This is a genomic window from Mucilaginibacter sp. CAU 1740 (genome assembly GCF_039839285.1).
Taxonomy (GTDB): Bacteria; Bacteroidota; Bacteroidia; order Sphingobacteriales; family Sphingobacteriaceae; genus Mucilaginibacter.
In genome coordinates, this window is the sequence record NZ_JBDOQS010000002.1 from 748,264 (window position 1) to 775,061 (window position 26,798).

17 protein-coding genes are annotated in these 26,798 nt (G+C 42.7%); 7 read left to right on the forward strand and 10 right to left on the reverse strand.

Annotated elements, in window-relative coordinates:
- Window positions 1-47: 47 nt before the first annotated feature.
- The 6 genes from rseP to AAFN85_RS07280 all read right to left on the reverse strand — a co-directional run bounded on the left by rseP (window position 48) and on the right by AAFN85_RS07280 (window position 7,027).
- On the reverse strand, window positions 48-1,382 hold the full coding sequence (rseP, locus tag AAFN85_RS07255) for an RIP metalloprotease RseP (RefSeq protein WP_347526415.1): 1,335 nt from the start codon (window positions 1,380-1,382) through the stop codon (window positions 48-50).
- 19 nt (window positions 1,383-1,401) lie between these two features.
- Window positions 1,402-2,589, reverse strand: a complete 1,188-nt coding sequence (locus AAFN85_RS07260) for a 1-deoxy-D-xylulose-5-phosphate reductoisomerase (protein ID WP_347526417.1) — start codon at window positions 2,587-2,589, stop codon at window positions 1,402-1,404.
- A 186-nt stretch (window positions 2,590-2,775) separates the two neighbouring features.
- Entirely contained in the window at window positions 2,776-4,275 is a 1,500-nt protein-coding gene (locus tag AAFN85_RS07265) for a GH3 auxin-responsive promoter family protein (protein WP_347526418.1), read from the reverse strand.
- 2 nt (window positions 4,276-4,277) lie between these two features.
- Window positions 4,278-4,982 (reverse strand): hypothetical protein, encoded by a 705-nt coding sequence (locus tag AAFN85_RS07270; protein WP_347526419.1) that lies wholly within the window; start codon window positions 4,980-4,982, stop codon window positions 4,278-4,280.
- 5 nt (window positions 4,983-4,987) lie between these two features.
- Window positions 4,988-5,956, reverse strand: a complete 969-nt coding sequence (locus AAFN85_RS07275) for a glycosyltransferase (RefSeq protein ID WP_347526420.1) — start codon at window positions 5,954-5,956, stop codon at window positions 4,988-4,990.
- A gap of 120 nt (window positions 5,957-6,076) precedes the next feature.
- Entirely contained in the window at window positions 6,077-7,027 is a 951-nt protein-coding gene (locus AAFN85_RS07280; RefSeq protein WP_347526421.1) for a glycosyltransferase family 2 protein, read from the reverse strand.
- A 238-nt stretch (window positions 7,028-7,265) separates the two neighbouring features.
- Here AAFN85_RS07280 and AAFN85_RS07285 point away from each other — a divergent pair, with 238 nt between their 5' ends.
- Window positions 7,266-9,869 carry a M1 family metallopeptidase gene (locus AAFN85_RS07285; RefSeq protein ID WP_347526423.1) on the forward strand — a complete coding sequence of 868 codons (2,604 nt, stop codon included), beginning with the start codon at window positions 7,266-7,268 and terminating at the stop codon, window positions 9,867-9,869.
- Window positions 9,870-9,959: 90 nt separating this feature from the next.
- Entirely contained in the window at window positions 9,960-10,940 is a 981-nt protein-coding gene (locus tag AAFN85_RS07290) for a TonB family protein (RefSeq protein ID WP_347526425.1), read from the forward strand.
- Window positions 10,941-10,942: 2 nt separating this feature from the next.
- On the opposite strand, the gene AAFN85_RS07295 is transcribed toward AAFN85_RS07290, so the two are convergent.
- Window positions 10,943-12,442: a malate:quinone oxidoreductase gene (locus AAFN85_RS07295; protein WP_347526427.1), complete on the reverse strand. Its 1,500-nt coding sequence runs from the start codon at window positions 12,440-12,442 to the stop codon at window positions 10,943-10,945.
- Window positions 12,443-12,751: 309 nt separating this feature from the next.
- Here AAFN85_RS07295 and AAFN85_RS07300 point away from each other — a divergent pair, with 309 nt between their 5' ends.
- Window positions 12,752-13,285: a hypothetical protein gene (locus AAFN85_RS07300; RefSeq protein ID WP_347526428.1), complete on the forward strand. Its 534-nt coding sequence runs from the start codon at window positions 12,752-12,754 to the stop codon at window positions 13,283-13,285.
- A gap of 145 nt (window positions 13,286-13,430) precedes the next feature.
- Here AAFN85_RS07300 and AAFN85_RS07305 read toward each other — a convergent pair whose 3' ends face one another.
- The 3 genes from AAFN85_RS07305 to AAFN85_RS07315 form a co-directional block, all read right to left on the reverse strand.
- Window positions 13,431-14,825, reverse strand: coding sequence for an arginine decarboxylase (locus AAFN85_RS07305; RefSeq protein WP_347526430.1), 1,395 nt, complete (start codon window positions 14,823-14,825; stop codon window positions 13,431-13,433).
- A 199-nt stretch (window positions 14,826-15,024) separates the two neighbouring features.
- A complete protein-coding gene (locus AAFN85_RS07310) occupies window positions 15,025-15,927 on the reverse strand; it encodes an arginine deiminase-related protein (RefSeq protein WP_347526431.1) in 903 nt (300 codons plus the stop codon).
- 123 nt (window positions 15,928-16,050) lie between these two features.
- Window positions 16,051-17,496, reverse strand: coding sequence for an arginine deiminase family protein (locus AAFN85_RS07315; RefSeq protein WP_347526432.1), 1,446 nt, complete (start codon window positions 17,494-17,496; stop codon window positions 16,051-16,053).
- Between the two features lie 241 nt (window positions 17,497-17,737).
- On the opposite strand from AAFN85_RS07315, the gene AAFN85_RS07320 reads away from it, so the two are divergent.
- From AAFN85_RS07320 to AAFN85_RS07335, 4 genes are all read left to right on the forward strand, one after another.
- Window positions 17,738-19,882 carry a DUF5703 domain-containing protein gene (locus AAFN85_RS07320; RefSeq protein WP_347526433.1) on the forward strand — a complete coding sequence of 715 codons (2,145 nt, stop codon included), beginning with the start codon at window positions 17,738-17,740 and terminating at the stop codon, window positions 19,880-19,882.
- Between the two features lie 4 nt (window positions 19,883-19,886).
- Window positions 19,887-21,281: a GDSL-type esterase/lipase family protein gene (locus AAFN85_RS07325; protein ID WP_347526434.1), complete on the forward strand. Its 1,395-nt coding sequence runs from the start codon at window positions 19,887-19,889 to the stop codon at window positions 21,279-21,281.
- A 214-nt stretch (window positions 21,282-21,495) separates the two neighbouring features.
- Window positions 21,496-24,057 carry a galactose oxidase gene (locus AAFN85_RS07330; RefSeq protein WP_347526435.1) on the forward strand — a complete coding sequence of 854 codons (2,562 nt, stop codon included), beginning with the start codon at window positions 21,496-21,498 and terminating at the stop codon, window positions 24,055-24,057.
- Window positions 24,058-24,423: 366 nt separating this feature from the next.
- Window positions 24,424-26,676, forward strand: coding sequence for a GH92 family glycosyl hydrolase (locus AAFN85_RS07335; protein ID WP_347526436.1), 2,253 nt, complete (start codon window positions 24,424-24,426; stop codon window positions 26,674-26,676).
- Window positions 26,677-26,798 lie beyond the last annotated feature (122 nt).

Genomic DNA, 26,798 nt, shown 5'->3' on the forward strand with positions numbered 1-26,798 from the left:
TCCTGAGGCAACTAACCGCTAACCTCCAATTGTTGATCTCTAAATAACTATTTCTTGGTTACTATCCTAACAATATCGTTGCCAAATACAAATACCATCAGGCAAACTAATATTACAAAACCTACTATTTGCGCACGCTCCAGGAATTTGTCGCTTAGTGGTTTGCCTTTTATCATCTCAATGATCAGGAATACAGCATGACCACCATCCAATGCTGGAATTGGTAATAAGTTCATTAACGCCAATACCATTGATAAGAAGCCTACCAATGTCCAGAAGTGAACCCAGTCAACCGTACCGCCAAACAAGTTTGCAATAGCTACAGGCCCGCTTACAGCCTTACCTGGATTAACATCACCTTTAAAAATTTTGCCTATACCTTTAGCATTATCCCTGAAAGTGCTCCATGCTTTTGATGTAGCGATAGGGAAGGCCTCAAAAAAGCCATACTTAATGGTACGGATATCAAGGTAATCTGCTTTTGAACGATAGAAGCCTAATTTGCCTTCGGCAGTAACAGAAGCTTTAAGTGTTACTAACTGGTTGTTACGTTTTACACCCAGATCGATCTGTTTGCCTTTGTTTGCGGCAAGCTGGGCCTGCAATTCATCCCAAAATACAACTGGGTGGTTGTTGGCCATTACAATGCTATCGCCTTTTTGTAAACCTGCTTTTACCGCGTTGCTACCCGGCTCTAACGAATCGACCATGAATTTGGCGCGTGGCAAACGGCTAATGAAGCCTTCAATATCATGATCATCCAGATCATTCAGAATGGTTTTGGGGATGCTGATCTGTAAAGTTTGCGTACCACGTTGAACGGTAAAAATGGTGTTATCAAGTAATACATTTGGGCTGGTAAGGTCATCAAACTTTTCGAACGGTTTACCGTTGATGGCAGTTACCTTATCACCAACTTGCAAACCTATTTTTTTACCCACAGCACCCGGTACAATGCCGAATTTGGCCGATGAGTTAGGGATGTAGGTATCGCCAAAGCGCATAGTTAACACCCAGAATATCAGGATGCCTAAAATAATATTCACGGTAACACCGCCCAACATTACTATTAAACGCTGCCAGGCCGGTTTTGAACGGAACTCCCATGGCTGCGGCGGACCGGCCATTTGCTCGGTATCCATCGATTCATCTATCATACCGGCAATTTTTACGTAGCCGCCCAGTGGCAACCAGCCTATGCCGTATTCAACACCTTTATATGTAAATTTAAACAGGCTGATGTTCCAGGCATCAAAAAACAGGTAGAACTTCTCTACCTTAATGCCAAAGGCGCGTGCCGCCAGGAAGTGCCCCAGTTCGTGCAGGATTACTAAAATTGAAAGGCCCAGTATAAGCTGGCCCACCATGATCACTATACTCATTATATGTTATTATCGTGTATTAAAATTGTAATGCTTTTGAAGGTAGTTGCTGTATATAATTTTGCGCAAAGATGCGTGTTTCTTTATCAGTATTCAAATAATCAGTGAGGGTAGGGTTGGCAATAAAATTTATTTGCTGCATACACTCTTCAATAACATTGCTCATGGTTAAAAAGCCTATGCTGCGGTTTAAAAATCCTGCTACGGCTATCTCATTGGCCGCGTTAATGATACATGGCATGTTACCGCCTTGCCTTAAGGCCGCATATGCTAAACTTAGATTACGGAAAGTATCGGTATCCGGTTTTTCGAAAGTAAGATTAGGGTAATCCACAAAGCTAAACCGCTTAAAATTGGTTGTGATACGTTCAGGATAGGTAAGCGCGTATTGGATAGGCAACTTCATATCTGGTAAACCCATCTGTGCCTTGATCGATCCGTCCCTGAACTGCACGAGCGAGTGAACGATAGATTGAGGATGCACAATTACATCTATCTGATCCGCCTCGAGGCCGAAAAGCCATTTGGCTTCAATAACTTCCAGTCCTTTATTCATCAGCGAAGCAGAATCGATAGTGATCTTTGCTCCCATTACCCAGTTAGGATGTTTAAGCGCATCCTCGCGGGTTACATTGGTTAAAAAGTCAGCGTTGCGGCCACGAAATGGTCCGCCGGAAGCTGTAATGATCAACTTTTCTATCTGATCATATTTTTCACCAACAAGGCACTGAAAAATAGCCGAATGCTCAGAATCAACAGGTAAAATGCTAACGTTATGCTGTTTGGCAAGCGCGGTGATGATATCCCCGGCGACAACCAGGGTTTCTTTGTTGGCAAGGGCAATTTCCTTACCGGCTTTAATAGCTGATATAGTAGGCTCTAACCCGGCAAAACCCACCATGGCTGTAAGTACTACGGCAATATCAGGATGGGTAACGGTATCGATAATAGCCTGGTGACCTGCCAATACCTGGATAGGTAAATGGGCTAAGGCATCTTTAACCTGCTGGTATTTGCTTTGATCGCAGATGATGGCATATTCAGGAACAAATTCAATTGCCTGGCTGATCAGCAGATCGGCATTTGAATGGGCGGTAAGCATAAAGGCCCTGAATAAATTGCTGTTCCACCTGATCACGTCAAGTGTTTGTGTGCCAATACTGCCCGTTGAGCCAAGTATGGCTATGTTTTTTATCTGGTTGTCCAATTAATATTAAATTTTTTCCAACTTATGGTACGGTGATAACACCAACCATAGGCTTAATTTTTCCCAGCTTGTGGTCGGTGTTATCACCGTACCACTTAGCCGCATTTTGTAATTATTTGTGTATCCCAATTCGTATATGGTGCGGTGAAAACACCGATCATTGGCTATTGAGAATTACTTTGGTCTCTATTTCTTAAACTCTTTCAATCCCTCGGCAATCTTCCTGTCGTTAGATAACCTCGGTACTTTATTTTGCCCGCCAAGTTTACCTTCCGATCGCATGTAGTTAATAAACGCGTCTTTCTGTAAGCTTTGGATAACCAAAGGTTGTAAAATGTTACCTTCTATCAGGTCAAAATAGTAAATATTTTTTTTCTGCAGTGCCTCGTCCACTTTCAAGGCGAATGATTGAAGGTCTGCAGGTGCCGAACCAAATTCAATAAACCATTCATGGTAAGGTAATTGACCAGCTTCCGGGTTCACTTGTGGCGCTACAGTAAATTCAATTATGTCAATCCCTTCATGTTTGGCTACGCTCATCAGGGCATGCTCAACTTCTTCTCCAATAACATGCTCGCCAAAGGCTGAGATATAATGTTTTATACGTCCGGTTACTACAATACGATATGGATCTTTCGAAACAAATTTTACAGTATCCCCCAAACTATATCCCCATAAACCGGCACTGGTGTTCAGGATGATAGCGTAGTTTTTATCCAGCTCTACATCTTTAATATTGATGCGGGTAGGGCTTTCGTTAAAAAACTCTTCGGATGGGATGAACTCGTAAAAAATACCCGAGTCAACCAACAACAAAAGTCCTTTTTCTTTTTGCGAATCCTGGAAAGCGATAAAGCCTTCGGATGCCGGGTAAGTCTCGATCGAATCGATCTTAAAACCGATACTTTCTTCCATACGAGCGCGGTAGGGTTCGTAATTTACGCCGCCATATACGTATAACTTGAAGTTCGGGAAGATCTCGTTTACCTTTTTACCGTCTGCCTTAGCCGAAAGCCTGTCGAAATACATCTGGCACCAGGGCGGGATGCCGCTGATGAGGCGCATATCTTCATTAAAAGTTTCCTCAACTATGGCATCAACTTTCTGCTCCCAATCTTCAATACAATTGGTTTCGTAACTCGGGAGCCTGTTTTTTTGCAGATATGCAGGTACGTGGTGCGCAACAATACCTGATAAGCGCCCGGTTGAAACACCATGCTTTTCGGCCAGGATGGGACTACCCTGTAAAAATATAATTTTGCCATCAACAAAATCGGCGTTGCCGGTTTCGTGAATGTAACTCAATAAAGCATTTCGCGCCGCTTTGATGTGCTCGGGCATACTCTCCTTAGAGATGGGGATATATTTTACGCCTGATGTTGTGCCCGATGTTTTAGCAAGATAGGCTGGTTTGCCCGGCCATAACACATCTTCTTCGCCGTTAACTACACGATCAATATAGGGGCGAAGGTCTTCATAATCGTGAACAGGTACAAGGCGTTTAAAATCTTCGTAGTTATTGATCTTAGCAAAATTGTGATCTTTACCAAAAGCGGTGTTTTTGGCCGCGTGAACTATATCGGTAAAGGCTTTTTGCTGTAATGCTATGGCGTTTTTACGCAGGTGGTTCAGTTGCCTGTTAACTCTTGCCGCGAAAATTTTGCTTAATGCTGATTTTAATCCCATTATCAATCGGTTTCTGACAGGTCATCGTCTACATCCAGGTGGCTGTAAACTAATTTTCGGTAAGCTGCCAACAGGATAATATTCGCAAACGGAATAACCAATATCAATCCTACTATGGTTATCGTTCCGAGTAACATCAAGCCTTCAATTATCAGGAATATCAAAAAGTACTTTAAAAAATTACCCCTGATGAGATGGAAGCTTTGTATAACTGATTCAATCGGTCCTGATGCGTCATCTACAATGAAGCAGGTGCAAATAGGAAAGTAAAACAGGAAAAAGAACTGTACTGTAAGGCCTATCAGGAAGTTAAAGAAATCTTTAGCATTGTCGTTTCCAACGTTTTCGGCCAGGTGTGTTACCAATACTGCAAGTGTGCTTACAAAAACCAATAGTGCCAGATAGCTTAAAAGCATCCGGAACGAGGGAATTATCTCACTAAAATCAAAATCATAGTAAGCCTTATCCATTAGCTTGAACCCCAGCTTAATAAACGCAAGAAAGATGAACGTGATCTCAATAAGCAGTACAATAAAGCCAATGCCGCTTACCCATGATGATTCACCATCGAAGTAAAAAACTGTAAAACCTGAAATAAAAACAAGTACAAAAGCAATTACCGAGTAAACCGCTATGGTTGCAAAATTTTTCTTTAAAACATTCCATGCGGTTTTAATGGTTTCCGCTACAGAAAAGGCGTGGTACATATTGCTTATGATCTACTTAAAACTTTCCGCTTCCAAAAATCCTGTATAAATCCTAACCCGTAGGCAATAAGTTGTGTGAAGGCAGCTACAATGCTCAAAAATGCGATTTTTAAAGATTTATTTTTCACCAGCGAGTGAAAAAATATCAACAAAGTGAAAATGGCTAAAATAATATTACCCAATTGTGCAATTGGCCATCTAAATATGTTGAATAAAACGGTAAGGATAACGCCCACTGTAAAAGCTGCCGGGAAGAAATGCACCAGCTTTAACTCGGCCGGGAAAAATTTGGAGATGTTGATCCTCGCCCTGCCAAAAAAATGCAGTTGTTTATAAAACTGGTAAAAGTTGGTACGGCGCTTATGATAAACAATAGCATCGGGTATTAATCCAATTTTAAAGCCGTTTGAATGGATGCGGATGCTATACTCAATATCCTCACCCAAACGGGTGATTATAAAGCCGCCAACCTTTTCCCATACCTGCCTCGAAACACCCATATTAAAACTGCGCGGATGAAACTGGCCGATCCCTTTTTTATTACCGCGGATACCGCCGGTAGTAAAAGGTGAGGTCATGGAATAGCTAATGGCCTTTTGCGTTGGCGTAAATGAATCATGCGCGCCATCAGGGCCTCCGTAAGCATCAAGGTAATTGGTGGCTAACGAATCGTTAACTATTTGCAGATAAGCAGGAGGTATAAGGCAATCCGAATCGAAAATGATAAAATAATCGCCTTTGGCACGCTCAAAACCAAAGTTGCGGGTAAAGCCCTGGCCTTCATTAGGCTTTTTAAAATAACGCAGGTTAAGTTTATCGGTAAAAGTATTTACAATAGCTTCGGCATCGTTAACAGAACCATCCTCAAGTACCAAAACCTCAAAATCCCTGTAAGTTTGAAGGCAGAGGGTTTCCAGCAGTTCTTTAATTTCCTGCGGGCGGTTATATAATGGAATGATGATGGAAAAAAACATGTATGTAGATGTGCAAATTATAGATGTGCAAATGTGCAGATGGTTTTACAGATATGCGATGAATTTGTTTTTCTTTCATCGATCATCTGCACATCTAAAATCTGCACATTTGCAATCTAATTAAATTGTTTCTTCAATTTGATAGTGGTTGCGTTCGCTGGCGCTGCGAGATACTAACTCGGCAACAAAGCCCGTTAAAAACAACTGCGAACCCAATATAATAGCCACCAGCGCTATATAAAACAGCGGGCTGGTAGTTACATCACGGTATTTTAAGCCGTGGGCAATATTGTAAAGCTTTTCCCAAATTATCCAGATAGCCATCACCAAACCAGTAAAGAAGCTTAGCGTACCCATGCTACCAAAAAAGTGCATAGGGCGTTTACCAAATTTGCCTACAAAAAATATCGAAAGTAAATCTAAAAAACCATTAATAAAGCGGCTAAGCCCGAATTTGGTTTTACCGTACTTACGCGGACGGTGCTCAACTATTTGCTCGTCAATTTTGGTAAAACCGGCCCATTTAGCTATCACCGGGATGTAGCGGTGCATCTCGCCATAAACCTCAATATTTTTTACCACGGTGCCACGGTAGGCTTTCAGGCCGCAATTAAAATCGTGAAGGTTGTTGATGCCACTCATACGGCGTGTTGCCGCGTTGAATAACTTGGTTGGGATGGTTTTGCTCAGCGGATCGTGCCGTTTAGCTTTCCAGCCCGAAATAAGGTCGAGCTTTTCTTCGGTTATGCGGCGATAAAGCTCAGGGATCTCGTCAGGGCTATCCTGCAGATCGGCATCCATGGTAATCACTACATCGCCTTTTGAGGCTATAAAGCCTGTATTTAAGGCGGCAGATTTACCATAATTACGCCTGAATTTGATGCCTTTTATAAAAGGGTTGGCGGCTTGCAGCTGCTTGATCACGTCCCATGATCCGTCTTTGCTGCCGTCATCAACCAAAATAACTTCGTAAGTGAAGCGGTTTTCATCCATAACCCGGCTTATCCACGCGGTTAACTCGGGTAATGATTCTACCTCATCGTAAAGTGGTACTACAACTGATATATCCATTTATAGGGAATATGATAAGGGCCAATAGGTGCGCCAAATCAATCGCAAAAATATAAAAAATAGGGATGATTATGAACCCTGTTTTTTTGTTTGCGGGCATGCGCATCAACTGTTAAAAAACGTTAATTTAAATATTACTCAACGCTTATAAATTGATATTTGTATACTATGTATCCTATCAGTTACGTTGCCCTTAAATATATTTTGATATCTTTCCCTCACAATTAATTAGTTATAAATGAATATTTATAAAACCGCGCTCGCGGCGCTGATAAGCTTTTGTAGTATTAATGCATTTGCTCAGAATGCAGATCAACCCGCACCTAAATATGATCAGCATAAGGTATTTAACCCCATGTTTTACCCCGAGCGCGGTACCGAGTTCCGTTCGGCAAATGGTGCGCCGGGGCCTAAATATTGGCAAAACCGCGCCGATTATAAATTGGATGTTACGCTTGACACGGCTAAACACCGAGTTGAAGGCTCTACGTTAATTACTTATACCAACAACAGTCCTGATGCATTAGGCTTTTTATGGCTACAGGTTGATCAGAATATATACAAGGAAGATTCACGTTCTGAGGCTACCAGCAATGTATCGGGCGGGCGTTTTGCCAATAAATCGTACACCAAAGGAGCCGAGATCAAATCGGTTTATGTGATAAACAAGGGTAAACAGCTTAAGGCTGATTATATTGTTACGGATACCCGTATGCAGATCAGGCTGAAAGATTCGTTGAAAGCAGGCGGTAATAAGCTTCAAATTAAAATAGAATATGCTTTTGATGTGCCTGAATACGGCACGGACAGGATGGGGCGCCAGCAAACAAAAAATGGCTGGATCTATGAAATTGCCCAATGGTACCCCCGTATGGAGGTTTATGATGATGTAACCGGTTGGAATGCTATCCCATACCTTGGCGCGGCCGAGTTTTATTTGGAGTACGGCAATTTTGATTATACCATTACCGCCCCTGCAAGCCTTGTAGTAGCAGGTTCGGGCGAATTGATCAATCCCAATGAAGTATTATCTGCAACATCAATAGCCCGTTTGGCTGATGCACGCAAAAGCGATAAAACGGTTATGATAAAGGATGAGAGCGATATCCTGAAAAATAACGACTATCCTAAAAAGCCAACCTTAACATGGCACTTTGTATGTAAAAATGCCCGCGACGTAGCCTGGGCAGCATCTAAGGCATTTATTTGGGATGCCGCGCGTATCAACTTGCCAAGCGGCAAAAAAGCGCTTGCTCAATCTGTTTACCCTGTTGAGGCTAAAGGCAATGAAGGTTATGGCCGCTCGACCGAATACGTTAAAGGGGCAATTGAACTGTATAGCGAAAAATGGTTTGAATATACTTATCCCGTGGCAACCAACGTGGCGGGAACTGTGGGAGGAATGGAATATCCAGGCATCGTATTTTGCGGTTCAAACAATCAGAACGGCGGCTTGTGGGAAGTTACCAATCATGAGTTTGGCCACAACTGGTTCCCAATGATAGTAGGATCGAACGAGCGTAAGTATGCCTGGATGGATGAAGGTTTTAATACATTTATCAATAACGTTGATACCAAAGTGTTTAACAAAGGCGAATATTACGAAAAGCCCGACCAGCAAAAAGGAGCACCGGTAATGTTCGGCCCCGGAGCCGAGGCTATTATGAATACACCTGATGTATTGCAGGAAGATTACCTGGGTTATGCGGCGTATGAGAAGCCTGCGCTTGGCTTAACTATACTGCGCGAGCAGATACTGGGCGAAGAGCGTTTTGACTATGCTTTTAAAACCTACATTAAGCGCTGGGCCTTTAAACATCCAACCCCATGGGATTTTTTTCATACGATAGATAACGCGGCAGGAGAGGACCTGAGCTGGTTTTGGAACGAATGGTTTTTTACCACCTGGAAACTTGACCAGGGGATAAAGGAGATCACTTACGCTGATAACGATGCCTCCAAAGGTGCGTTCATTACCATCGAAAATCTCGAAGAGCTGGCATTACCGGTTACCATCACCATTAAAGAAGAAAACGGCAAACAAGGCACAGTAAAACTCCCAGCCGAGATTTGGCAGCGCGGTGACACCTGGACATTTCCTTATAAATCGACCTCAAAAATAGCTTACGCAACTATCGATCCCGATCATTACCTGCCCGATATTAACCCCGAAAACAACTCGTATAGTGGTTTATCAATACCTCAGGGCACAACAGCAAGCACGGTGATCAAAGCTTATTTGGATGCTATTGGTGGAGTAGATAAATTAAAGAATATCAGGGATTTGCAAACTTCAGCTACAGGTTCTGTACAGGGATCTGAAGTGCAGGTGGTAACCCGCTATAAAATGCCTGATAAGTACTTTCAGGAAGTTACAGTGCCATCGTACAATAATCTGGTAGTTACACATCTAACCGTTAACGGCGATAGTATTAAAGCTAAACAGGTAAATAAAGATATGCCGCTTGACGAAAGCGGAAAAAAACTGTTGAGATTAAAAAGCAGGCCATTCCCGGAGCTTGATTATGAAAGGATAAGCCCAAATATCACCTTGCAACCTGTTTTGAGGGTTGTAAATAGCGAACTTGCTTATGAGGTTGATGTTACCATTGGTACGGATATGCACATCCGCAATTACTACAGTCAAAAAACTGGTTTGAAGCTTAAACAAACTATAGATGCAGCTGCAGATGCTTCTGTTGAATATGGCAATTACGAGGGGATAAACGGAGGAGTTAAAATTCCGTTCAGTATAAAAACTACTGTGATAGGGCAACCTGTTGAATTTAAGGTGAAAGAGACTGCCGTTAACTCAAATCCGGCTAACGACTCATTTAAATAACCAGGAGTTATATTGATAACGAGCCCGGCCTTCAGTTTTGAGTGCCGGGCTTTTGTTTTATATTTATAAAGTTGTTAATACCCTAAACTCATGATGCGCAAAGCTCAATTTCTTTTTTTGATCATTACAATTTTTGCTATTGAAAATGTTAATGCTCAGGTGGATACCATCATGTCGTACATGAAAACTGACAAAACCTTTGCTTTTGGAGATAGGGAGCTTCCTGTTAAAGATAAAGCCGATGCCGATTTTATGCGCATGATAACAATGCCCGACTCAAATATTGATAATACGCTATACCAGGTTTTCGATTATTACGTAAACGGTAATCCTAAGCTAAGGGGCACTTCTACTACAGGCACGTTTCGCATCCAGTTACAAGGATCGTTTATTGAATATTATCCCGATGGTCGTAAAAAACGGATTGCGGCATATAAGTATGGCCAGCTTACCGGCGATTTCGTTGAGTTTTATCCGGATGGAAAGGTTTATTTATCAGGAATATACGATGATAATGGCCAGAAGGTAGATAAGAGTTATGATATTGAAGGCAAAGCTATCGCTGAATCGGGAAATGGAAAACAAGTTTTATATAACGATGATCAGAAGGCTATAGGAGAGGGCGCGTTAGTTAACGGGCGTAGAGATGGCCAATGGAAAGGCGCGTTAAATGACTCTGTTACTTTCGAGATAAAATATGATATGGGCAAAATTGTGTCAGGCGTTAGCCTTGATAATAAAGGAAAGCGTTATCCATTTTCGCAGGTTGAAGCCGCGCCTCAGTTTAAAGGAGGCTTAAAAGTGTTTGGAGCTTATGTAAGCCGTAACCTTCATTATCCTGATGATGCCCGCCGCGCCAAGATACAGGGAAGGGTTATTCTGGGCTTTACTGTAGATAGAGATGGTTCGATAAGGGATGTAGAGGTTGTAAAAGGATTGGGATATGGCTGCGATGAGGTTGCAATAAAGGCACTGAAGTTGTGCCCTCCGTGGATACCGGGCACTTTATACGGACTCCCTGTTAAGGTTCAGTATAAAGTACCCGTAAGTTTTTCGTTGCCGGATGATTGATTTTAAACCAATCCTAAAACCTTACTCGTACGCTCTCTTGTAGCTATACTTAAAGCCTCATTATTGGCTAATGATTCGCCATATGAGGGGATCATTTCCTTAAGCCTTTGCTGCCATTCGTTAGTTTTGATATGATTTTTGAAGCAGCGTTCTATCAGTTGAATCATAATAGGCACCGAGGTTGAAGCACCCGGAGATGCGCCCAATAGTGCCGAAATACTGCCATCTGCACTGCTTACTACTTCGGTACCAAACTCAAGCACGCCGGTATGTTTAGCATCTTTTTTGATCACCTGCACTCGCTGCCCTGCAATATCCAGGTCCCAATCTTGGGCTTTAGCGTTAGGCATATAGTCTTTTAACGCATTTAACCTATCGGCAGGCGATTGCATTACCTGTTGGATAAGATACTTGGTTAAAGGCCAGTTATCGCGCCCTACAGCCAATAAAGGCAATATATTATTCAGTTTGATGGAAGTGAACAAGTCAAGCAGCGAACCTTGTTTTAAAAAGCGGGTTGAAAAGCCTGCGTAAGGGCCAAATAATAGTGATCGCTTCCCGTCTATCATCCTTGTATCCAGGTGAGGTACCGACATTGGCGGCGAACCTACCGATGCTTTACCATATACTTTAGCTTCGTGTTGTTTGATGATTTCCGGGTTGTTACATACCAGCCACTGGCCGCTCACCGGGAAACCGCCAAAGCCTTTACTTTCCTCAATACCCGATTTTTGTAGCAGGTGTAAAGCTCCGCCACCCGCGCCAACAAATACAAATTTGGTATTCAGTTTCCTTTTGGCACCGGTAGTTTTATCCTTTACGGTTACCTTCCAGCTGCCATCGGCGTTGCGTTTAAGGTTTTTAACATCATGGTTAAGGCTTACTGATACGCCCGGTTTTTTACTGATCTCGCCAATAAGCGAACTGGTTAAACTGCCAAAGTTTACATCGGTGCCGATATCCATGAAGGTGGCAGATACTTTTTCATAAGCATCGCGGCCATCCATTACCAATGGGATCCATTTTTTGATCTGCTCTTGGTCTTCAGAATATTCCATCCCCCTAAAAAGGTGATGTTTAACTAAAGCCTCCTGGCGTTTTTTTAGGTATTCAACATTTTTTTCGCCCCAAACAAAACTCATGTGCGGCACCTTGCGGATAAAGCTTTGCGGATTGTTCAAATAACCTTTTTCAACCAGGTAAGCCCAAAACTCTTTACTGGTTTCAAATTGCTCGGCAATTTTAATGGCTTTTTTTATTTCTATCGAACCATCGGGCAGTTGCGGCGTGTAGTTAAGCTCGCAAAACGCCGAGTGGCCGGTGCCCGCGTTATTCATAGGGGCCGAACTTTCGGCGGCTATCACGTCCAGTCGCTCAAAAAGTTCAATCGTTAAATCGGGCTGAAGCTCTTTAAGCATAGCACCGAGGGTAGCGCTCATGATGCCCGCGCCAATTAAAACCACATCCACTGTCTGATTTGAAGCTGTACCGTTGTTAGTCATCTCTGTAAAGTATCCGCGCAAGCAAAGCCCTTGCGGTGTTATTTGCCACAGGTATATAACCCTGTTTTGTAAAAAATGTTATGATGGTTTAAGGCCTGCCCTTAGTTAAGAGGCGAGGTGAAATTAAATCAGGCAATTTTAAGAAATTTTTATAGAATAACCGTCCTTTACCTGTCCGATAAATGCAATAAATATTGTGTTTAAATTGCTTAAAGCTATTTTTTATAATGATTTAAATAATAGTATGTAGATGTGAGGCCACACAAAACAAGTTAAACGCTGTTTAAACCTTTAACCAATTTGTAAGCCATGAATTTATTTAAATTATACACTCCAATTTGCCTTGTGTTTTGTGCTGTAATGGCTTGCAAACAGCCCAAATCCCAATCAGTATCAAATGATACTTCAAAAACGGCGGTGGCTGTTGATGGAAAAACGGATAGCGTGATCAACAATCCGGGCAAAAAATATGGTAACGCAACCGTTGCGGAGCCTTGTGTAAAGTGCCTGTTACAAGTGATACAGGATAGTAAAAGCTATAAGGAAAACACTGAAGACGTACCCGCCCAGGATATTAATTATACCATTAATTGGGTGAAGGCTTCAGCTCCAGCTTTATCGGCAGATTCGACCGGCAAAGCCAATGGGATCAGGGTAGATGTTAAAAAAGATGAAAACGGCGAGGATACCCACCTATGCTCATATGTGTACAATAACACCAGTGGTACCATGTACCTGCTTAACAGCGAAAACAAATATCAACATGAAGTATCGAGCATAACGCCGGCTATCTTAAAAAAGATACGAAATAGTTGCTATTGGGGAGTAGCGTCGGGAAAATAGTTTGCAGTTTTTAGTTGGCGGTTGGCAGTAAAGTGGTTGTACAAACAAAGCAGTTATTAAAAAGAAAAAGGCGATGAAGTTACTCATCGCCTTTTTTATAATTTTTTACGACAGTGCAAACTGCCAACTAAAAACTGCAAACTGATTAAGTGGTGTATCCCAGAATTTTCAATACCTGTTTGCTATTTTGCTCCTCGCCAAATACCTCAAAGTTGAAAGTTTCATCGCGGTTGCGGCGAATGATCACGTGTTTCGGCGATGGCAGTAAGCAGTGGTGGATACCACCGTAACCGCTTAATACCTCCTGGTAGGCGCCGGTATTAAAGAACCCTAAATATTGAACCTTACGGGTTTTAGGCATAAATACGCTGTTCATGTGGGCTTCCTGGTTGTAATAATCCTGACCATCGCAGGTGATACCACCAAGGTTTACACGCTCGTATTCCGAATCCCAGTTGTTAACCGGCAACAGAATGTATTTTTGGTTCAAAGCCCAAACGTCCGGTAGGTTTGTGATGAATGAACCATCAAGCATTAACCAGCGTTCGCGATCGTTTTGTTGTTTACGGCCTAATACTTTGTATAATATGCCGGAAGCTTCGGCAACGGTATATTTTCCAAATTCGGTAATGATATCCGGTTCCATGGTATCGTGCTCGGCACAGATCTCTTTAATACGGCTTACGATCTCGTTGATCATGTATTCATAATCGAAATCAAAAACCAACGAATCTTTAAATGGCATACCACCACCGATATCCAAAGTATCCAGATGTGGGTTTACTTTTTTGAATTTGCAGTAAAGTGTTACGTATTTCTCCAGCTCGTTCCAGTAGTACGGTGTATCCGAAATACCTGAGTTGATGAAGAAGTGTAGAAGCTTAACCTGGAAGTTAGGGTTATCTTCAATTTTGTTGTGATAAAAATCGATCACATCCTCCATACGCACACCTAAACGTGAGGTATAGAACTGTGAATCAGGCTGCTCTTCTGCCGCTATACGGATGCCGAGGTTACATGGGGTATCCATCTCTATCTCGTCATCGTACAGGTTAAACTCTTCTTTGTTATCCAATACCGGGATGATGTTTTTAAAACCATCATGCAGCATATCGATAATGTAAGTTTTATACTGAAAAGTTTTAAAACCGTTACATATCACCGTTATATCTTTGTTTACGGCACCCTTTTTCTCCAAGGCGTCAATCATCGGCATATCAAAAGCAGATGATGTTTCGAGGTGGATCTCGTTTTTAAGGGCCTCTTCAACAATATGCCTGAAGTGCGAGCTTTTGGTGCAATAGCAGTATTTATAACTACCGCGGTAATTATTTTTGATGATGGCCTGCTGAAATAACAGCTTAGCCTGCTGGATCTTTTTAGATATTAATGGCAGGTAAGTGAAGCGTAGGGGGGTACCATACGTTTCAATCATCTCCATTAAATTAAGATCCTGAAAATATAGTTCATCATCGATGATCTCAAAACCATCCTGGGGGAAACCAACACTTAAGTCAAGAAATTCCTGGTAACTCTGCATCCTTTAAAAATTTGGGCAAAAATGTAATTTTTAAATGGAATTATCTGCTAATTCCTATCATAAAATTTATCGCTAAAATGTAATGTTTTTGATGTGTTGGACATTGTAGATCCCTAAACTCCACCAATAGTCAATATTTTGTTTTTAAATATCTGATTATTAGTTTATTGTGGAGGTTGTTTTTCTTGTTAAATTATTGTTAAGATATCTGCAAAGCAGCAGGTAAATGCACTTCGGCCATCATACACCTGGCGCTGCCTCCGCCGTTTGTTTCTATGGTGTTTATATCAGCATAAACTAACTTACCAAATTGCGCAAGTTTTGACCGTTGCTCACTGTCGAGTGCGTTATAAGCGTTTTGCGACATCACGATCAAAGTTTCACCTGCTTTGTTCTTCACTTCGAGCATATTACCGGCAAATTGGTTCATCTGGGCAAATGAGATATCGATGATCTCCTTTTGGGTTGATTTAAGGGAATCTACTACCACGAACCGTTCGTGCGGGTTGGGAATACTATCCAAACAAATCACCGCGAAATTGCTGCCTATACACATCAGTACATTGGTATGGTAAATAGCTTTGCCTTTTTCGTCGGCAGCATCAAAGCTTACAGCTGTGTATCCGGCATGCTCACAAAACTGGTTAAGTACCTCTTTGTCGGTTCGGGGCGATAAACAAGCGTAGGCTATTTTATTCTCCCTATCCAGCACCATGCTGCCTGTGCCCTCCAGAAACTTGTGCTCGCCCTCAAAACGGCTCAGGTCGATAACGTGGGCAACTTTAAATTTATCTTCCATATCTGCAATGATATCTTCCCGTCGCTCTAACCGACGGTTTTCGGCCTGCATAGGGTAAAGGAATACCGTACCATCGTTATGAAATGAAACCCAGTTATTCGGAAAGATCGAATCGGGCGTGTAAGGCTGCGGCGTATCCTCAATAACAGTTACATCTACACCGTTATGCCTTAAGGTATTAACCATCCGGTTAAACTCATTTAATGCTTTTTCCTGCACGCCATTTTTATCAGCCGCACGGTTTTGAAAAGCGTTGCTCTCGGCAGTTTCTTCATTAAACCCGAAATTTACCGGGCTTATCATTAATATATGTGATGTTGATTGGCTCATTTTTTTGGTCATTATGTCATTTGGTCATTGAGTCATTTTTGATCGACTAACCCATTTGCAAGGCAATGACTTAATGACCCAATGACTCAATGACTTTTAAAGTACCTTATCCCTTAACAACGGCATGCTCATACAATGAAAACCACCCCTTGCGCGTGAAAGTTCGGCCGATGGCATCAGGATGAGTGTATCTTTCATATCCTGCGGATCAAGTTCATTATTTTCAAATTTCTGAAGTAGTTCGGCTACTTTGATTACATCAAAACCGGCTTCTTTAAACGCTTCGGCGGTTTTGTCATTACGGTCGTAGCCTACAACTACGCCTTCTTTAAGGGCCAGTAGGTTGCAGGAATCCGTCCATTGCTCGCGGGCATCAAAAGGGAATGTGTTATTGCCAGAGTAAATGAATTTTGTTTTGGTGCCGCTTTGCAGGTCGTTTTCGCTGATATCGGAAAGCAAGTCTTCGATACAAGCAAATACCCTCGGTTTCTCATCTTTTTCAAACTGGACTATCTCGGCACGGTCTTTCGTTTTTTTGTCCACAAACCATGATATCGGTTCGCGTTCTTCAAGTGGGGCTTCGGCAACGGCTAGCGAGCGCAGCAACACCCATGTATCGCGTTTTACCTGCGTAAAAACGGTATCGATATGCATGTAATCGCGCTTGTTGGGGATTTTTACGATGGTTACTTTTTTAACCACGTTATTATCAAAAAGCAGCCTGATAGCTTCGTTAGCTCCGCTAACCGATGTACGTTCGCTGCAGCCAATCAATAAGTGATCGGGACTAACCATCATGACATCGCCGCCTTCTAAGGTAGTACGGCCTTCGGCGTCATCGCCGGGGCGTAAAAAAAACTGCGGTGTCTCCGGTATCTCAAGGATATTATCCTTGTAAGCCGCGAATAAGGGGTGATTGAAAAATATATAACGCATGAGCAATGTTTCGCGGAAACGTGCCTTTTTAGCCGGTTTATTTAGCAGGATATGATTATTGACCGTAATGCCCAGATCGCGCGAAAAAATGAGGTTGGGGATGGGGGCGAAGATCATTTCGGTAGCAGCTAAAGCACCCGAGATAAGGATCTTGGCCAACTCAACCGGATCGGTATCTATTAATTGTTGCTGCAAACGGTAACTGCAGCTTTCAATAGCGCAAACGGATGCCACCAGCTTTTTACGAATATCCGATTGTTGCAAAATATCTGCCAGCAGCGTTTGGATTTCCACTACTTTACCCGAAGCATGAAAGCCTTCGTTGTCTGGTTTGAAGAACGAGCGGTGGGTTTCATTAGCATCAACCTCATTGATCTTGCCTTTTATTTTATCGGGATCAAGAAAAAAAAGCAATAATTTTACGTAGTGATCATACTCGTTTTTGCGCATGGTATCCAGGTGCACAATATCTTCAAAAAGCCAGTCCTGCGCTTTTGATGGCACCACTTTTCCCAAACCACTATCGGGACTGTGGATGAGGAGGGAGCGGAGGGTGCCAAATTCGGAAGTTACATCTATTTTAAAATCATTGTTTTCAGGTATCATAAATAAATATCGTCTAATGCAAATCTATCAGAAATACGGTAACAAAAAACAAACCGCCTTTTAAATTAAAGTGCCTGTTGATCAGGTTTTGAGCCTTATTGTAATAGGTACACCGAAGTTTATTTAACTACGCAATCGATTGTAACTAATTTGTGAGGTTAATACTTTTTTAATCTTTTATTAAGTTAGGCAGGTAATTTCGGCTAACCAATTAACCAGTTTCAATACTATCCGCTTAATTATGATTTTTAAACGTTTACTGCCGCTGCCGGCTTTGTGCCTGTTTTTATTTTCGGCCATGCCGGGCTTTGCACAATCCATCGTTAATAAAAAACTCGATCATTATAATGTAATCTGGGATACGCCTGGCCCAACATCAGCCCAATCCATGCCATTGGGTAATGGCGATATTGGCCTGAATGTATGGTTCGAAAAAAATGGCGACCTGTTGTTTTACATCAGTAAAACCGATGCCTGGGGCGAGCCCGATGCAGAAAAGGATGATTGGATGAGGCAAGGCGGTGTGTTGATGAAATTAGGTGCTGTAAGGGTTTCTGTAAGCCCTAACCCTCTAAATAATAACGGCAAATTCAAACAGGTTCTAAAACTTCAAAACGGAGAGATCTGGGCTAAGGCTGGTGACGGGAAAGCGGCTGTTGAATACAGGATCTGGGTAGATGCCAATCATCCTGTTATCCGGATTGAAACAAAAAGCGTTACCAAAGCAACAATTGGCGTTAAGCTGGAAAACTGGCGTGCGGGTAAAACCGATACGGTACTGGCAGGTAGAAAAGGTAGCATAGCTTGGTATCATCATACCCCGGCTACAACAGATCCGCATTTGGCAAACCTAACTTTCGGCGCGATTATTAAAGGGGCTGATTTAGCAAATAAGGACGACGCAACATTACGAACATCCGGAGGAGTTACCTCGCAAACCATCTCTATCTATCCATTAACCAGTGTTGTAGCCAGCGGGAACCAATGGCTCAGTAAACTGGAAGCACAGGTTAAGGTTATCGAAAAACTAAACCTTGAACAAACCCGCCTTGCCCATCAAAAATGGTGGCAGCAATTCTGGAACAGAAGCAGCGTATTTGTAAGCGGCGATGAACTGGCCCAAAAAGTTACCCAGGGTTATATTTTACAACGCTTTGTTACAGCATGTGCAGGCAGGGGCGCTTATCCCATTAAATTCAATGGTTCCATTTTCGTGATCGACAACCCTGCTAAAAACGTTAATGCCGATTATCGGTCGTGGGGTGGCCAATACTGGTTTCAAAATACACGGCCTATGTACTGGCCCCGTTTAATGGCCGGCGATTTTGATATGATGCTGCCCCTGTTCAGGATGTATGCCAATATTTTACCTGCCAATGCCAAGCAGGTACAAGGGTTTTACAAACACGGTGGCGCTTACTTTGCCGAAACCGCGCCTTTTTGGGGCGGATTGAATTACATGGGGCCTGAGGTAAAACAGAACTACACCAACCATTACTTTACGCCAATATTAGAATTAAGCATGATGATGCTTGATTATTATGAATACACGGGCGATGCTGATTTTGCAAAGAAAACTTTATTACCTGTAGCATCTGCAGGGTTGCAGTTTTTTGATGAGCATTTTAAGCGCGATAGCACGGGCAAACTACTGCTTGATCCGGATAACGCGATCGAGATGTTTTGGAAGGTGCATAACCCTGCACCTGATATTGCCGGTTTGCACGCTGTTTTAAGTAGGATGATCAAATTGCCCAAAAGTATAATTAGTGGTGATCAGAAAGCTAAATGGCAACGATTTTATAACGAGTTTCCGCCATTGCCAAAAGCGGAGCACGACGGCAAAACTGTGTTGCTACCCTACACCGGCCCGCAAACGGCAAAATCTTTTAACAGTGAAAACCCCGAGTTGTATGCTATTTATCCTTTCAGGATTTACGGTTTGGGAAAACCTGATCTGGATGTTGCCATAAATACTTTTAACTCCCGAAAACAACGGGCTAAAGGCTGCTGGGTTCAGGACCCTATACAGGCTGCTTTGATCGGGGCTGCCGAAGTTGCTAAAGACTACACCAGCTTTGCCCTTACCCGTAAAGATCCGGCTTTAAAATTCCCGGCATTTTGGGACAGGGGGAATGATTACATGCCCGATGAAGATAACGGCGGAAACGGAGAAAACGGATTGCAGTTAATGCTGATGCAATCGGAAGGGAAAAAGATTATGCTTTTACCGGCCTGGCCCAAAGGATGGGATGCCGATTTTAAATTAAACGCCCCGTACAAAACCACAGTTGAAGGGAAAATAGTTAACGGCAAACTTACCGGTTTAAAAGTTACCCCGGCAAGCCGCATGGCCGATGTTGTAGATCTGAGCTTAAAAAAATAACCCTATGAAAAACATCATCAATATACTAATAGTCCTTAGTTTGGTATTGCCGGCAAAGGCTGTTAAACGCATAACCTGTATAGGTGCAAGTATAACTTATGGCGCTACATTGCCCAATCCGGCAACGCAATCGTACCCGGCACAACTTCAAAAGTTGTTGGGCAAGGGCTATGAGGTAAGCAACTTTGGTGTGAGCAGCGCAACACTTTTACGGAAAGGTGACCTGTCGTATTGCGGCACAGAAGCCTATCAAAAGGCATTGAATAGTAACCCGGATATCGTGTTTATCGATCTGGGCGGCAATGATGCTAAAGCCATAAACCGCGTACATCTTGATGAATATGAAAAAGATTATCACGACCTGATCCGGTCATTCGCCCAACTGCCGTCGCATCCGCGCATCGTTTTATTGTTGCCAATCCCCTCTTTTCAAAAGGATACCAACCAGATTTACGATAAAGTGATTGTGAACAGTATCATTCCAAAAATGCGAAACGTGGCTTATGATGAACACCTCGAGTTAATTGATATGCACTCACTGTTTGTGAACCATGAGGATTGGATGCCCGATAAAATTCACCCTAATTTGGAGGGAACGACGGTAACAGCCAAAAGATTGTATGATGTAATTGTACAACAGCGGGATACTGCCTTCAATGTTTTCGGTAAAATGAACCAGCAAATTAAGGAAAGCAATTTTTACGGCTATCCCTGCGCCGAATTTACTTTCGATGGCCGCGACAGCAAAGTTGTAAAACCTAAATGGGCGGCTAAAGGCCATCCATGGGTGTGGCGGGCACGTTTCTGGGGGCACGAGCCGCAAACGGATATCGCCCTGTTAGAGCGTGGTTTCCATATTGTGTACTGCGACGTTGCCGAGCTGTTGGGCAACACCGAAGCTATTGGCTACTGGGATGATTTTTATAAAATGCTTACCGCTACCGGTCTGGGTAAAAAAGCGGTGTTGGAGGGGATGAGCAGGGGAGGTATTTACATGTATAATTGGGCCGCGGCCAATCCCAACAAAGTATCCGCAACCTACGCCGATAATGCCCTGCTCGATCTGAAATATTGGCCAGATTCGGCTATCCTTAAAAAAGATTTCAACTTAAACAAGGCAGCAGATATAGGCCCGTTAAAAGCAAGTCCGATAGATAAAGTAGAACAAATTGTAAAAGGACGTTTTCCGATGTTGCACCTATCGGCTGATGATGACGAAGCTGTGGATCCTTCAAAAAACACTTTGTTGTTTGAGCAAAAAGTGAAAGCACTGGGCGGTTCAATAACTGTAATTCATAAGCCCGGTTTTAAGCACCACCCGCATAGTTTGCCTAATCCTACACCTATTGTTGATTTTATTTTGAAAGCCACTGGCTACGATATACAGTTACCGAATTAGTATGAATTTGTTCTTGTACACTAAGTAATAGCTTACTAACTTATTGACGCTTAAATGCCTGTGCGCTCTGTAGGATTATAATGTTAAAATCCTTGAAATTAAACGGCATTTGTTGTAATTTTAGCCATTAACGCCAATTAAAAACAACGTTTTCGGCCTAAATTATAAATACAGCGCGGTACATATTTGTAATGCCTGAGGTGTACTTATCAACATGAGATTTTTTTTATCCGGGATAATAGCGGTTATTTTATTGAATTGCCTGTTCATGTCTCCTTGTCATGCGCAATCGTATGGCCTGGGTTTTTACAGCCATGAGGTGGTGCAGGATAAACGGACAGGGTTGGAGCTCAACCTTAACAACCTTGCGCAACGGGATAAATTTGAGCTATCATTCGATGTTACGTTTTTGCCAAACAGGGCTATTTACTTTGGATACATTTTAAGGCTGATAAGTGATGAAAATCAAAACATCGACCTGGTTTATGATAACCAGGCCAATACCAAACATTTCAAGATCATAGTTGGCGAACGCTTGTCCAAAATCTCTTTCAATATCGCTGAAAAGCAGCTTTTTGAGCACTGGAACAAACTAAGGCTGATCATTGATTACAAAGGCGATAAGATCACGGTTATTTCGGGCAAGGATCAAATGAGCGAAACCGGCATCCATTTAAGGCGAACAGCCAATTATAAACTCCTGTTCGGTGCAAATTCATCTCGCCAGTTTCAAACCACCGATCTGCCTCCGTTTAAGTTGCGCGATGTAAATGCCTTACAGAATGATAAACTGATAGCCAACTGGCCATTGAGCGAATGGCAGGGGAACGTTGCAAACGAAACAGTAAATCAAAACAACGGTACAGTAAATAACCCGCTCTGGATCAAAGCCCGGCACCGTAACTGGCAACTTGAAAAAGAGTTTAACGTTCCCGGCGATGCGAGTCTGGCATTTGACGCCGCAAACGAAGATGTGTTTGTGATCACTACCGATTCATTAGTTACCTATTCAGTTAATAAAACCCCGCAATTAAAAAGCGTGGCCTATGGCTCGGGCCGACAGTTGTTAGTACCTGGCGATCAGGCGCTTTATGCCAATAACAGGTTATACTACCTTTATATGGATCAAAAGGCTATGGGCACTTATGATTTTGCCATAGGCAAATGGGACAAAGGGTACCATAATTTTGCGACGAATAATGGGCACCTCAATAAATTTTATTCTAAAGCAGACTCCTCGGTTTACACTATTGGCGGTTACGGACAGCTTGTTTATAAGGATAGCATACGCCGTTACAATAACGACAATCACAGTTGGGAAAAGATAAAATATAAAGGCGATACGTTTACGCCCCGTTACCTGGCCGGTTTAGGTGCCAATGCCAATGGCGATACTGTATACGTGATTGGCGGCTACGGCAGCGCGTCGGGTCAGCAAATAGTTAATCCGCGCAATTTGTACGATATGGTTCGGTACACGGTAAAGGACAGGACTTTTAAAAAGCTGTTCAGCATCGATGTAAAGAATGAAGATTTTGTGTTTGCCAATTCGCTTGTTATCGATTCAAAAAACAAAAGTTATTACGGTCTGATCTTCCCTCAGCATAAATTCAACTCCAGTTTACAGTTGATTACCGGGTCGCTTGATAAGCCTTCGTATCACATGGTGGGAGATACCATTCCGTTTTTATTTCACGACGTGAACGCCTATGCCGACCTCTATTATCTCCCGCACAGCGGCAAGTTTTTGGCGGTAACCCTATTTAAAGAGAATGACCATACCAGGGTTAAGGTATACTCGCTGCTTAGTCCGCCCGAACCGGTGGCCGAAAGTTTGCTTGAAGCTGCGGGAATTAAACCGGTGTTTTGGATAGGCGGGGCGTGTGTGGTTTTATTGGGTGTAGGCTTTTTTATAGTTTACAAGCGACGTAAAAAAGCTAATGTGGTTCATCAACCTCAAACTCCTGTAGAAATTACTGAACCAGTCACACCTACGGCCAGTCAGCCTGCGCCTGTTGCCATTGAAGAACCGGTTGAAAGTAGGTTGCACCCCAACAAAAATGCCATATTTTTATTCGGCGATCTACAATTGTTTACGCCCGATGGTAACGAGATCACCAAATACTTCACGCCCTTGTTAAAAGAGCTCTTCCTGGTGATCCTTATGTATTCGGTAAAGTTTGACAGGGGGGTGAGTTCTGAAAAGTTGAATGAGATATTGTGGTTTGATAAATCAGAAAAAAGCGCGCGTAATAACCGTTCGGTAAACATCGCCAAGCTGAAATCGCTGCTGGATAAAATGGGGCATTGTCATTTATCTAAAGATACCGGTTATTGGAAAATTGAGATAGATTATAACGAGATCCAGGTAGATTATCATAACTACCTTAATATCGTATCCAATAAAAGCAAGCTCAATAAGCAAAAGATCATTCAGCTTACGCACATAACGCAGCGGGGCAATTTCCTGTCGAATATCGAGTACGAATGGCTTGATGCATTCAAATCCGAAGTATCTAACGAGATCACCGATTCGTATATCCAGTTTGCCAATTCGATCAAGGTGACTGATGATCCCGAGTTTTTGATCAAGTTGGCTAATGATATCTTCTATTTCGACCCGGTTAACGAGGAGGCCATGATCATTAAATGCAAGGCACTGGCCCATATAGGCAAGCACTCGCTGGCAAAAAACACCTTCGAAAGTTTTAACAAAGAATACAAGGCCATTTACGGTGAGGCCTTTGAACGCGATTTTCATTCAATTCTTGAATAAAATCCGTTACAATTGATATTTATTGGTTTAATTAATCAAATTTTAATGATTAATTAAGTTGTACGGGCAATTTTGAGGCCGTTACCAAAGAAATAGAGTTTAAAGACACGTGGCTCCTATGGAGCCGTTAAAGGCTTGCTATATTTACTATAAACACGTAACTCCTCCGGAGTTGGTCAATTTGCGAAATACAACTCCGGAGGAGTTACGTGTTTATAGAGTGCAATGTAAATATGCCTTGGCTCCGTAGGTGCCCCGTGTTAATATTCCAAATGATATTTCTTTGGTTTCAACCAATTATTAACCCTTGTCGCTTGTATTTTTACATCAACAGAAAAATCGATTTATCAATATAAAATAACATCCATGCCAAGCCCATTTCCCCGGTTGTTGAAACCGCTGTTTTTATCCACGGTAATTAGTATCAGCAGCTTTTGTACGGCGGTTTATGCACAAACTAAAGACGAAGGCAACCTGCGATACATCGATCCGCATATTGGTAACGTAGGTGCGCTGCTTGAGCCTACCCGGCCAACCGCCCATTTGCCCAACCAAATGATTAGGATGCTGCCTGTTCGTCATGATTATATCGACGATCAGATCTCCAGCTTCCCGCTCAACGTGGTATCGCACCGTTTGGGCGAGGTGTTTTCTGTTAAACCCGATAACAAACAGTTAACTGCCGCCTCGTGGGATGAGCGAATGACTTATGATCACGACTTGGAAGTTACCCGTCCGTGGTATTACTCTACTTATTTGATTGATAAAGATATTACCGTAGAGTTTACCCCAGGCAAAAAAGTAGGCGACTATAAGTTTTCATTCCCTGCTAAAAGCGCGTCAAAAAGTATCCTGTTTGGACTTTATAATGATGGTGCGGCCAATTTTACCTTTACCGGCGGCAACGAATTAACCGGCTTTGAAACTTATCATGATGATATCAAGGTATATGTATATGGCCGTTTCAATGCTAAGGGAACTGTTGGTGTTGTAAAAGATAATGCCCTTGTTCAGCAGGCATCCGTTGATGGAAAAAACCTTAAATCGTACATTACATTTGCCGCCGATGCACCGGAGGTAGTTGAGTTTAAATATGCCATTTCATATGTAAGCCCTCAGCAAGCCAAACAAAACTTTAACGATGAATTTGGCAGCGCCGATTTCGAAACTTTAAAAGCCGCAGGTAAAGCTACCTGGGCTAAAGTAGTGAGCCAAATAGAAACAGAAGGTGGTACCGAAGCTCAACGCCGCTCATTTTACACAGCTTTGTACCGCTGCAATGAGCGTATGGTTGATATTAATGAAGATGGACATTACTACAGCGGCTACGACAAAAAGATTCACGATAGCAACCGCCCGTTTTATGTAGATGATTGGGTTTGGGATACCTATCTGGCGTTACATCCCTTGCGTACAATTTTGAACCCCAAACTCGAATCGGATATGCTGAACTCGTATGTTAACGAATATGAGCAAAGCGGCTGGATGCCAACCTTCCCGGTGCTGTTTGGCGATAACCCTTGTATGAACGGTTTCCACTCAACAGTAATGTTTCTGGATGATTACCGCAAAGGGATCCGTGGTTTCGATATAAATAAAGCATATGAAGGCACGCTGAAAAACGCCAACGAGGCCACCATGCTGCCATGGGAAAACGGCCCGAAATGTGAGTTGGATGATTTTTACCATGAAAAAGGTTATTTTTCGGCTTTGAAAAAAGGGGAGAAGGAAACTGTAAGCCTTGTGCACGGTTTTGAAAAGCGCCAGGCAGTAGCGGTAACCCTCGGAGGCGCTTATGACGACTGGGCGGTTGGCCAGTTAGCTGGTGAGCTGAAAAAAACTAACGATGAGCAGACGTTTGCCAAACGCGCCCTCAACTATAAAAACCTTTGGAACAATGATAAGCAAATGTTTATCCCCAAAGATAAAGACGGCAACTGGATTGATATCGACCCTAAATTTGATGGCGGTTTAGGCGGCCGCGAGTTTTACGATGAAAACAACGGCTGGACTTACCTGTGGCAGGTGCAGCATGATATCTCTGGTCTTGCGGGTTTGATGGGTGGTCAGGATAAATTCCAGGCACGGTTAGATCAGCTATTCCGCGAAAGCCTGGACAGGAGCAAATACCAGTTCTGGGCTAAATTTCCGGATGCTACGGGTTTGGTTGGCCAATATTCGATGGGTAACGAGCCGAGTTTCCATATCCCATACCTGTACAACTTTGCGGGTGCTCCATGGAAAACACAAAAACGTATAAGGTTTTTGCTGGATGTATGGTACAAGGATAATATTTTCGGTATCCCGGGCGATGAGGATGGCGGCGGTATGTCAGCCTTCGTGGTCTTCTCATCTATGGGTTTTTATCCAATTACACCTGGTAAACCCGTTTATACTATTGGTAGCCCTGTGTTTAGCAAGGTTACTCTCAACCTGCAAAACGGTAAGCAATTTAAGTTGGTGGCTAACAATTGTTCAGTTGTGAATAAATATATCCAGAGCGCTAAGTTTAATGGTCAGGTGCTGAATAAGCCGCTGTTTACCCATGAGCAACTAATGGCCGGCGGTACATTGGAACTGGAAATGGGGCCGAAGCCGAATAAAAGCTGGGGGATTTAACCCTCATCATCACGTCATTGCGAGGCACGAAGCAATCGCGAACTGTACAGAGCGGACCTGCTAATCGGGGATTGCTTCGTGCCTCGCAATGACGTCTTTTATATACCTATCTAAGCAATAAA

Coding starts and splice junctions, on each gene's coding strand:
- rseP (WP_347526415.1), bottom strand. CDS start 1,382: ATGAGTATAGTGATCATGGTGGGCCAGCTTATACTGGGCCTTTCAATT.
- AAFN85_RS07265 (WP_347526418.1), bottom strand. CDS start 4,275: ATGGGATTAAAATCAGCATTAAGCAAAATTTTCGCGGCAAGAGTTAAC.
- AAFN85_RS07270 (WP_347526419.1), bottom strand. CDS start 4,982: ATGTACCACGCCTTTTCTGTAGCGGAAACCATTAAAACCGCATGGAAT.
- AAFN85_RS07275 (WP_347526420.1), bottom strand. CDS start 5,956: ATGTTTTTTTCCATCATCATTCCATTATATAACCGCCCGCAGGAAATT.
- AAFN85_RS07280 (WP_347526421.1), bottom strand. CDS start 7,027: ATGGATATATCAGTTGTAGTACCACTTTACGATGAGGTAGAATCATTA.
- AAFN85_RS07285 (WP_347526423.1), top strand. CDS start 7,266: ATGAATATTTATAAAACCGCGCTCGCGGCGCTGATAAGCTTTTGTAGT.
- AAFN85_RS07290 (WP_347526425.1), top strand. CDS start 9,960: ATGATGCGCAAAGCTCAATTTCTTTTTTTGATCATTACAATTTTTGCT.
- AAFN85_RS07295 (WP_347526427.1), bottom strand. CDS start 12,442: ATGACTAACAACGGTACAGCTTCAAATCAGACAGTGGATGTGGTTTTA.
- AAFN85_RS07300 (WP_347526428.1), top strand. CDS start 12,752: ATGAATTTATTTAAATTATACACTCCAATTTGCCTTGTGTTTTGTGCT.
- AAFN85_RS07305 (WP_347526430.1), bottom strand. CDS start 14,825: ATGCAGAGTTACCAGGAATTTCTTGACTTAAGTGTTGGTTTCCCCCAG.
- AAFN85_RS07310 (WP_347526431.1), bottom strand. CDS start 15,927: ATGATAAGCCCGGTAAATTTCGGGTTTAATGAAGAAACTGCCGAGAGC.
- AAFN85_RS07315 (WP_347526432.1), bottom strand. CDS start 17,496: ATGATACCTGAAAACAATGATTTTAAAATAGATGTAACTTCCGAATTT.
- AAFN85_RS07320 (WP_347526433.1), top strand. CDS start 17,738: ATGATTTTTAAACGTTTACTGCCGCTGCCGGCTTTGTGCCTGTTTTTA.
- AAFN85_RS07325 (WP_347526434.1), top strand. CDS start 19,887: ATGAAAAACATCATCAATATACTAATAGTCCTTAGTTTGGTATTGCCG.
- AAFN85_RS07330 (WP_347526435.1), top strand. CDS start 21,496: ATGAGATTTTTTTTATCCGGGATAATAGCGGTTATTTTATTGAATTGC.
- AAFN85_RS07335 (WP_347526436.1), top strand. CDS start 24,424: ATGCCAAGCCCATTTCCCCGGTTGTTGAAACCGCTGTTTTTATCCACG.